Source organism: Rhizobacter sp. (assembly GCF_031412075.1).
Lineage (GTDB): Bacteria > Pseudomonadota > Gammaproteobacteria > Burkholderiales > Burkholderiaceae_C > Rhizobacter.
This window is the reverse complement of the sequence record NZ_JANOCG010000434.1, coordinates 1-8,569: the sequence shown is the minus strand read 5'-3', so window position 1 is coordinate 8,569 and position 8,569 is coordinate 1. Positions and strand designations below refer to the sequence as shown.

Annotated in this window: 8 protein-coding genes and 1 pseudogene; 2 read left to right on the top strand and 7 right to left on the bottom strand. The window is 67.9% G+C overall.

Going from position 1 to position 8,569, the window contains the following annotated elements:
* The 4 genes and pseudogenes from RMO40_RS16305 to RMO40_RS16290 all read right to left on the bottom strand — a co-directional run.
* A pseudogene (locus RMO40_RS16305) lies at positions 1–138 on the bottom strand (multifunctional CCA tRNA nucleotidyl transferase/2'3'-cyclic phosphodiesterase/2'nucleotidase/phosphatase); the annotation flags it as partial.
* 20 nt (positions 139–158) lie between these two features.
* Entirely contained in the window at positions 159–845 is a 687-nt protein-coding gene (locus tag RMO40_RS16300) for a glutathione S-transferase family protein (RefSeq protein WP_309723663.1), read from the bottom strand.
* A 97-nt stretch (positions 846–942) separates the two neighbouring features.
* Entirely contained in the window at positions 943–1,899 is a 957-nt protein-coding gene (locus RMO40_RS16295; RefSeq protein WP_309723661.1) for a complex I NDUFA9 subunit family protein, read from the bottom strand.
* Positions 1,896–3,866 (bottom strand): lytic transglycosylase domain-containing protein, encoded by a 1,971-nt coding sequence (locus RMO40_RS16290; protein WP_489660180.1) that lies wholly within the window; start codon positions 3,864–3,866, stop codon positions 1,896–1,898. Before RMO40_RS16290 ends, RMO40_RS16295 begins: the two co-directional genes overlap by 4 nt.
* A 93-nt stretch (positions 3,867–3,959) precedes the next feature.
* Between RMO40_RS16290 and RMO40_RS16285 the strand changes: the two genes are divergently transcribed.
* Complete coding sequence (locus RMO40_RS16285; RefSeq protein ID WP_309723657.1) at positions 3,960–4,532, top strand: 5-formyltetrahydrofolate cyclo-ligase; 573 nt, start codon at positions 3,960–3,962, stop codon at positions 4,530–4,532.
* A 156-nt stretch (positions 4,533–4,688) separates the two neighbouring features.
* On the opposite strand, the gene RMO40_RS16280 is transcribed toward RMO40_RS16285, so the two are convergent.
* Positions 4,689–5,651, bottom strand: a complete 963-nt coding sequence (locus RMO40_RS16280; protein WP_309723655.1) for a LysR family transcriptional regulator — start codon at positions 5,649–5,651, stop codon at positions 4,689–4,691.
* Between the two features lie 93 nt (positions 5,652–5,744).
* Here RMO40_RS16280 and RMO40_RS16275 point away from each other — a divergent pair, with 93 nt between their 5' ends.
* Complete coding sequence (locus RMO40_RS16275; RefSeq protein ID WP_309723653.1) at positions 5,745–6,101, top strand: DUF2917 domain-containing protein; 357 nt, start codon at positions 5,745–5,747, stop codon at positions 6,099–6,101.
* Here RMO40_RS16275 and RMO40_RS16270 read toward each other — a convergent pair.
* Both RMO40_RS16270 and RMO40_RS16265 read right to left on the bottom strand, forming a co-directional pair.
* The gene (locus RMO40_RS16270) at positions 6,037–7,530 is read right to left on the bottom strand and encodes a sensor histidine kinase N-terminal domain-containing protein (protein WP_309723650.1); all 1,494 of its coding nucleotides are present in this window, start codon (positions 7,528–7,530) and stop codon (positions 6,037–6,039) included. The genes RMO40_RS16275 and RMO40_RS16270 overlap by 65 nt on opposite strands.
* A gap of 129 nt (positions 7,531–7,659) precedes the next feature.
* The gene (locus tag RMO40_RS16265; RefSeq protein WP_309723648.1) at positions 7,660–8,334 is read right to left on the bottom strand and encodes a response regulator transcription factor; all 675 of its coding nucleotides are present in this window, start codon (positions 8,332–8,334) and stop codon (positions 7,660–7,662) included.
* Between the last annotated feature and the right edge of the window lie 235 nt (positions 8,335–8,569).

Here is an 8,569-nt window from a genome sequence, read left to right as displayed (position 1 = left end):
GAAGTCCTTGCCCACCGGCGTGTAGCCGGCGTCGACCATTTCTTGCGGCGTGGCGCCGACCGCGACCCAGTCGCGGTCGTTCACCGGCAAGCCCAGCAAGGCATCACGCACCGCACCACCGACCATCCACATCTTCATGGGATGGCAGTGTAGGTTTGTCAGCGCGAGGTGCGGTACGGCTCTTCGAAGGCCAGGAAGTCGTGCTCGGCCAAAGCGTCTTTCGTCCACGCGGCCACGCCGGGCAGGGCTTGCACACGGTCGACGTAGGCCTGGATGGCGGGCGGCACCGGCAGCCCGTAGGTGACGATGCGTTTGACGACCGGGGCGAAGTAGGCGTCGGCCACCGTGAACTCACCGAACAGCAGCGGGCCCTTGTGGGTGGTGAGCAGCTCGCTCCACATCTGCACGATGCGCTCGAGGTCGGCGCGGGTCTGTGGCTGCTCGGCCAGCACGCGCTGGCCGACTTCGGGCAGCGAAGCTTCGATGTTCATGCCGAAGTGGCTGCGCAGCGCGCCAAAGCCCGAGTGCATCTCGGCGCAGACGCTGCGTGCGCGGGCGCGCGCTTTCACGTCGGCGGGCCAGAGCTTCTTGTCGGGGAATTTTTCGGCCAGGTACTCGGCGATGGCCAGCGTGTCCCACACCGCGAAGCCGTCGTCGACCAGCACCGGCACCTTGCCGACCGGGTTGTGGCGCATCACGTCGGCCTTGAATTTCGAGCCGGCATCAAACGAGTCGAAACGCAGCATGCGCTCTTCGAACGGGATGCCCGCTTGGGTGAGCAGCACCCACGGGCGCATGGACCAGGAGGAGTAGTTCTTGTTGCCGATGTAAAGCTGCAGGGGCATGGAAGACCTTTCAGATGGGCCTCACATGCTAGGCGACTGCCAGCGTTTTGGTGATGACAACGCGGCATGGCACCCATGCCGCGCCCGCATCAGCCGCTCAGGCGCGGCCGGCCCCACGGCGCCAGCGGTCCAGCCGCGCCGGGCCACCGCCACGCGCGAGCCATTCGGGCATCACGGCTTCGAGCGGCGTGGCCTGCACGCCCAGCGCATCGAGGCCCGGCTGCGCGCCGGTGGCCACGTTGGGCACCTGCATCGATGCCAGGTTGTCGCGCGACATCAGCGGCTCACCCGGCAGGCACTCCATCGCCATCGCCTGCAAGCGGCCCAGCGCCGTGGGCAACGGGATCACCGGTCGCTCGTGCCCCGCCCATCGCCCGGCCAGCCGCACCAGCTCGCCCAGGGTGTAGACCCGCGGGCCGGTGCATTCGTAGACCCGGCCGATGCTGTCGGGCCGGTCGATGGCATTCACGATGGCCTGCGCCACGTCGTTGACCCACACCGGCTGGAAACGCGCGCTGGCGCCCGCCAGTGGCATCAGCGGAAACACACTTTGCAACTGCGCAAACAGGTTGAGAAAACGGTCGTCGGTGCCGAAGATGACCGACGGGCGCAGCAGCGTCAGATCCAGCCCCGCGCTTCGCAGCACGGCCTCGCCTTCGGCCTTGGAGCGCAGGTAGCGCGAGGGTGCATCGACCGCCGCCCCGAGCGCGCTCACGTGCACCACACGCCGTACGCCATTGGCCTGGCAGGCGCGCACCAGCTTGCGTGGCAGCTCCACGTGGGCATGGGTAAACGCAGCCTCGTTGCCATGCAGGATGGCCACCAGGTTGATCACCACGTCACACCCCGCCACCAGTCGCGTCAGCTGCGCTTCGTCGTGCACATTCGCTGGCACCACCTCGACGGTCGGCAGCAGCTGGATCGCCTTGGCGCGCTGCGGCTGCCGGCTGGGCACGGTGATGCGGCCTTGGCCGCCGCGTGAGCGTTCGACCAGTTTTTCGCACAGGCTGCGGCCGACGAAGCCGGTGCCGCCGAGCACAAGAATGTGGGTCACGGCAGATCCTTGTCGACGGTGGAAGGGGGCCCTTGTCGCGGGCCGATCGAGCGGCCCAACCGCGCCTTGAGCGAAGGCGCCTGCGTGGCCGAGGGGTTGTTGAGCAGGGCCGAATAAAAGATGGCGTTGGACAACACCTTTTTCACGTAGTCGCGCGTTTCGCTGAAGGGCACGTTCTCGGCCCACACCGCGGCCTCCAGCTGCGGGCCTTCGCGCCAGCGGCGCGGGCGGCCCGGGCCGGCGTTGTAGGCTGCTGCGGCCAGCACCTGCGAGCCTTCAAAGTCGTCGAGCACCAGGCGCAGATACTGCGTGCCCAGGCGCAGGTTGAGGTCGCGGTCGGTGATCATCTCCTGCGTGTACGGGATGCCGATCTTCTTGGCCGTCCAGCGGGCGGTGGCCGGCATGATCTGCATCAGCCCCGAGGCGCCCACGTGGGAGCGGGCGTCCATCACGAAGCGCGATTCCTGGCGGATCAGGCCGTACACATAAGCCGGGTCGACACCCAGCTCGCGGCTGCGGGCCTGCATTTCCTTGCGGAAGGGTGTGGGGAAACGCTGCGCCATGTTGATCTCGTTGCGCGTGCGGTCGCTGGTGTTGATGCAGCGGTCCCAGATCTCGCGGTCACAGGCCATCTGGGCGGCGGCGAGCAGGGCGCGGTCGTCCATGCCGCGCAGGGTGAAGTTCCATTCACGCACCCCTTCGTTGCGCAGGCCGATGGCAATCAGTTGCAGTGCGCGCAGCAGCCCGGGCGAGCGTGATGCGGCCTGGCGCTCGGCCTCGGTGGGCGGCACGGGTTGTGGCGGCAGGGCGATGGGTTGCCCCAGGTCTTCGGCGGCGAGCGAGCCGTAAAAGTGGAGCTGGCCGACCAGGGTGCCGAGCATCTCTTGCGCCTGCGCCGTCATGGCCTCGGGCTCGGTCGAATCGTCGGCCAGGGCTTGCATGGCGCGGGCCTTCCAGTAGACCCAGGTCGAGTCGCGCTGCTCGGTGGGGTGCATCGCGTTGATGGCCTGCATCACCTGCTGCCAGCGCGGCTTGCCATTGTTGGCGCGCAACGCGGCGCGGGCCTTCCAGGCAAGCGTGTCGTCGGCCCAGTCGATCTCGACCGTGGCCTTGCTCGCCAGCTGGGCGGCACGCTGGTAGTGCTCGGAGGCGTCGGGCAGCAGCTTCATCGCCGCCTGTTTGCCCACTGCCGCCCAGGCCCAGGCGGCCAGCTCGGCAGGCAGGGCGGCTTCCCAGCGGCTGCGCAGGGCAATGGCGGCGGCATCGGGGTCGGTGCTGGCCAGGCGCATCAGCGCGAGCGTGGCGAGCTCCTTGTCGTGGCGGGTCTTGGCGTTGAGCGTGTTGAGGTAACGCGAGGGGTTGTCGGCCAGCGCCGTGGTGTCGGTGCCGGCGCGTGCGCTGACCATCGCAGCCGATTGTTGGGCCGCCTTGGGCTTGTTGGCGTCGATCGCCAGGCGCGCGCGGCGCCAGGCGTCGTCTTCGGTGATGAGCCGGGCTTCGAAGAGCGCAGCGCCGAGCAGGTTGCAGCCGTCGTCGCCTTCGCGCTGGGCCAGCCAGGCGGCGCGCGCGGCGCTGCGCACGTCTTTGCCGTCGAGGTGGTTGGCGAGCAGGGCATAGCAGCTCACCTCGCGGTCGTCGTTCATGCGAAAGCGCGGGTAGTCGGTGGCCAGAGTTTTCCATTCGCGGCGGCGGCCGAGCTCGAGCAACCAGTCGTTGCGCAGCCGGTCTTCGACGTAGCTGCCGCTCCAGCGCCGGTAGAACGACTCGACCTCGTCGGTGGAGGCCGCGTAGAGCCGGTTGTTGAGCTGCCAGTAGTCGACCCACATCGCCAGCGGGTGGCGCTCCATCACGGCCCGCCCACGCAGGTTGGCCAGCTGGTTGCCGTCTTTCCTGCCGTAGGCGGCGCGCGCTTCCAGGATCACTTCGTTGCCGGCGGTTTGCGCCTGCGCGGGCCAGGAGCCGGCCATCAAGGCCGTGGCCAGCCCCACCAGCGTCAACAGGCGTCGTGGCAAGACCGACTCATATACTGATTTCAAACCTGTTCCTTGACTGTGTTCATCATGTCTGTTGCGTTGCCCACTTCTCGCCAGGCACTGCGTGCGCAGCTGCTGGCCACCCGTGAAGGATTCGTTCTGTCGCCAGAAGGTTCATCGGCGCAGCCACTGATCGCAAGGGAGTTGGCGCAAATCATCGACCGCCTGGAGCCCGAGTGCCTGGGTGTCTACTGGCCGATGCGCTCCGAATTTAACGCAGCCGCCTTGTGGCACGACGACAAGGTGGGTACTTCCTTTTCACTCGCCTTGCCTTTTGCACGCCGCGAGGCGCGGCAGATGCACTACCGGATGTGGGATGGGGCCGCGCCCCTGCTGAAAGACGAGTGCGGCATTGCCACGAGCGACGGCGCCCCGGTGGTGCCCGATGTCGTGCTGGTGCCCTGCGTGGGCTTCACCCGCAGCGGCTACCGGCTGGGTTATGGCGGGGGCTATTTCGACCGCTGGCTGGCCGCAAACCCGCACGTCACGGCGGTGGGTGTGGCCTGGGGTGTGGGGGAGGTGAGCGAGGCCGAGTTTGCGGCCGAGTCTCACGACCAGCCGCTGGCGGTGATCGTCACTGAGCGGGGTGTGGTGGCGTAGAGGCCGGAAAAAGCTCCGTTCGCCCTGAGACTGCCTGTCCTGAGCTCAGTCGAAGGGTCGAAGGGCCTGGTGGCATGCGTGCAAGCCCTTCGACAGGCTCAGGGCAGGCGTTTCGACAAGCTCAACGCGAACGGTGATTTCCGGATGTCTGAACCTTCATGGCGCCTCCCCCAGCGCCAACCGCGTCTGCGCCGAGCGTTGCTCGACCCACTGGCAGAACTCGTCCACCTCCTTGCGCGCGCGGCTGCCGGCCGGCGTGATCATCCAGTAAGCCAGGTGGGTGGCCACCCGACCGGCCGGGCCGAAGGGCTCGACCAGGTCACCGCGCTCCAACTGCTCGGCCACCAGCGGCAGCCGCGCCAGCGCCACACCCTGGCCGGCGAGTGCACTCTGCACCTGCTGGTAGGTGAAGTTGAGGTACAGCCAGCGCTTCGGCTGGATGTCGGGTGCACCCTGCTTGGCCAGCCAGTGGCGCCAGCTCAAAAATTCGGCGGTCGGGCGGTAGTCGTCTTCTTCGGTCAGCGTGTGCTGGGATAGATGTTCGGGTTTGGACAAGGGCGGCGCCTGGCCGTTCTGGATCTGCTCGGCCAGCCAGGGGCTGATCACCGGCGTGATCACCTCGCCAAACAGGCGCTGCGCGTTGGGTGGCACTTTCTCGCGGCTGGTGTAGCGCAGGATCAGGTCGAACTCGGGGTCGTTGGCGTTGACGATCACGTCGCTGGCCGAAACCCGGATGTCGATCTCCGGGTGCGCGCGCTGAAACGCTTCCATCTGCGGGATCAGCCACAACGAGGCGAACGAAGCGAAGGTCGTGACGCTGACCACCCGCCGCCCCTGCGACTGGCGCACCTGCTGCACGCTGGAGTCGATGCGCGCCAGGCTGGGCGCGAGCGCGCGCAGGAACATCGCGCCTTCGGCCGTGAGCTCCACCTTGCGCGTGCCGCGCAGCAGCAGGGTGGCGCCCATGTCTTCTTCCAGCGCCTGGATCTGCCGGCTGATGGCCGACTGGGTGAGGCTCAGCTCGTCGGCCGCGGCGCGAAAGCTCAGGTGGCGCGAGACGGCCTCGAAAGCCCGGATCGGGCCCACCGAGAGGGGCCGGCGGCGGAGTGGTGTATTCATGAGAAAAAGGCGTCAATGCCTTGTTGGCAATTCATTGGACTGGCTGGGTGCTGGCCTCTATTCTCCTGTAACACCAGCCCAAGGAGCCACCCCATGAACAACCCACTGATGCCTGAAAAGCAACACTCCGCCGCTGCCCTGTGGGCGCTCGAAGAGGGCGAGGCCATGCGGCTGGAGATCGGCCCCGGGGTGCGCGAGCTGCATGTGACCGAGGGTCGCCTGTGGTTGACCCGCCAAGGCACGGCGCGCTCGCCGGCCGAAGACATCTGGCTCACCACTGGCGACACGCTGGCGCTCGAATCGGGCACCGAGTGGGTGGTCGAAGGCTGGGGCACCACACGCTTTCAGCTGCTGGTGCCGCCCCAGGCCTGCGGCCGCAGGGTCATCAGCCGGCCAGTGGAAACCGCACGATCACGCGCAATCCCTGCGGGCGCACTGACTGCAGCGTGACACTGCCGCTGCTGCGCTCGACGATCTCTTTGACGATGGCGAGGCCCAGGCCGCAGCCATTGCCCTCGTTGGTGGCGCGCACGAAGCGCTGAAAGATGTGCTCGTGTTCGCTCTCGGGCACGCCGGGGCCGTTGTCTTCCACCGTGACCACCGCGTCGCTGCCTTGCGCATGCGCGCTCACCGTGATGCTCGCGCCGCGCCCGGCGTAGCGGATGGCGTTGTCGACCAGGTTGACCAGCGCCTCACGGATCAACATCGCGTTGCCCAGCACGAAGATCGGCGCTTCGCTCGGGTCGCCATCGTCTGATCTTTCGTCACTCCCGAGGTCGATGCCCGCCGCCAGCGCGCGTGGCACCTGCTCGGCCGCCACCTCGCGCGCCAGGCGCTGCAGGTCAAAGCGGCTGCGTGACTGCGCCAGCGCCGCTTCGGGCTCGGCGCGCGCCAGCGCCAGCAGCTGGCTCACCAGGTGGGCGCTGCGGGTGGCGCTCTCGTGCACCCGTTGCAGCCGGGCCTGCAACTCGGGGTCGGCGCTCACGGTCGCGCTGGCGAGTGCCAGCTCGGTCTGGCTCTTCAGGCCCGCCAGCGGCGTGCGCAGTTGGTGCGCGGCGTCGCTGATGAAACGCTTTTGCGCGTTGACGTTGTCGCGCACCTCGGCCAGCAGCGTGTTCAGGGCCAGCGCGAGGCTGCGCACTTCTTCGGGCGCGGCCTCCAGGCGGATCGGTGCGAGGTCGTTGATGGCGCGGCTCTCCACCACGCTGCGCAGCCGCGCGAGTGGCGCCAACCCACCACGGATGCCGCCCCAGACGATGACCGACATCAACACGATCAGCAACGACAAGGGCAGGGCGGTGTCGATCAGGATCTGACGCGCCAGCTCTTCGCGGCTGGCGCGGCTGCGCGCCACCTGCACCAGCATGCGCTGCGGCTTGCCCGGTTCGCCGTAGGCGAGGTAGAGCGCGACCACACGCACGTTGACCTCACGCGGCTGGTCGTTGTTGTTGGCGCCGCTTGATTTGTCGCGCACCACGCCGTCGTACAGATAAGGCTGGGCCAGGAGCGGGTCGGTGATGTCGGCCGGCGGCTGCGGCATCTGGCTGTTGCCGAGGATGAACTCGCCCGGTGGGGTGCTCACCATGTAGTACACCCGGTCGTCGGGGTCGGCTTCGATGATGTCTTGCGCGGCGCGCGGGAAGTCGATCAACAGCCCGCTGCCGCTCGGCTTGACCTGGCGCGCAAGCGCACGCGACGCGGTGGTCAGGCTCGCATCGATGGCCTGGTTGGCGTAGCGCCCTGCCAGCTGGTAGGTGAAGCTCGCTGCTGCCAGCCACAACACGAGTTGCGGCAGCAAGAGCCACAGCAGCAGGTGGCGGTGCAGCGAGCGGGTGCCGGGGGTGAGGCCGGGCAGGCGCGACGTCAGGCGGCGAAGCATCGGGGGCACTACTCCGTTCGGGCTGAGCCTGTATCCCCGATCGCCCTGAGCTTGTCGAAGGGAGCCAGCGCTGTGCACTGCGCACCCTTCGACAGGCTCAGGGCGAACGGAGACCGAGTGGTGGTCACGTCAGCCTTCCGTCTCGAGCAGGTAACCCAGCCCACGCACCGTGCGGATCGACACCTTCGAGCCTTCGAGCTTGCGGCGCAGGCGGTGGATGTAGACCTCGATCGAGCCGGGGTTTTGCTCGTTCGGGTCGGGCGTCCAGCCCTGCACGATCTGCTCTTTGGTGACCACACGGTCGCGCTGGGTGAGCAGCAGGTCGAGCAGCGTCCACTCGCGGGGCGAGAGTTCGAGCGGTGTCTTGTCGATGCTCGCGCGGCGCGCTTCGCGGTCAAAGCGCAGCAGGCCGGCTTGTTGCACGGCGGCGCTGCCGGCCGCACCGTGCGCGCGGCGCAGGAGCGCGCGGATGCGCGCTTCGAGCTCGGGGAAATCAAACGGTTTGGTCAGGTAGTCGTCGGCCCCGGCGTTGAGGCCGGCCACCCGCTGCTCCATGCCGTCGAGCGCGGTCAGCACCATCATCGGCAGGCCGGGTTTGGCGGCGCGCACCTTCTTCAGCACGGTGAGGCCATCGACGAGGGGCAGGCCGAGGTCGAGCACGCCGATGTCGAAGTCGTGGCGCAGCAGCAGGTACTCGGCGACGGCGCCGTTCTCGGCCACTTCCACCTCGAAGCCGCAGCCTTGCAGGTTGGCGGTGAGGGCGTCGGCCAGGATGGTGTCGTCTTCGGCGAGCAGGAGTTTCATCGGGCGGTCGATTGGTCGTGGCCGCGATGTTAAGACAGCGTTCAACTGCGCCTCGGGGTGTTTCCCCCGAGGTGCATCGCTGCTGTGGTGCCGAGGTTTCAAGCGCTAGACGGGGGCTGGGTTAAGCCCACGTTCAAACCACTCAGAACCAGATCTCGGCTTGCGCGCCGTAGCTGGTGCCCTTGGTCTTGCCATTGCCCAGACCCGTCAAGCCGCCGATGCCCGAAGCGGCGTT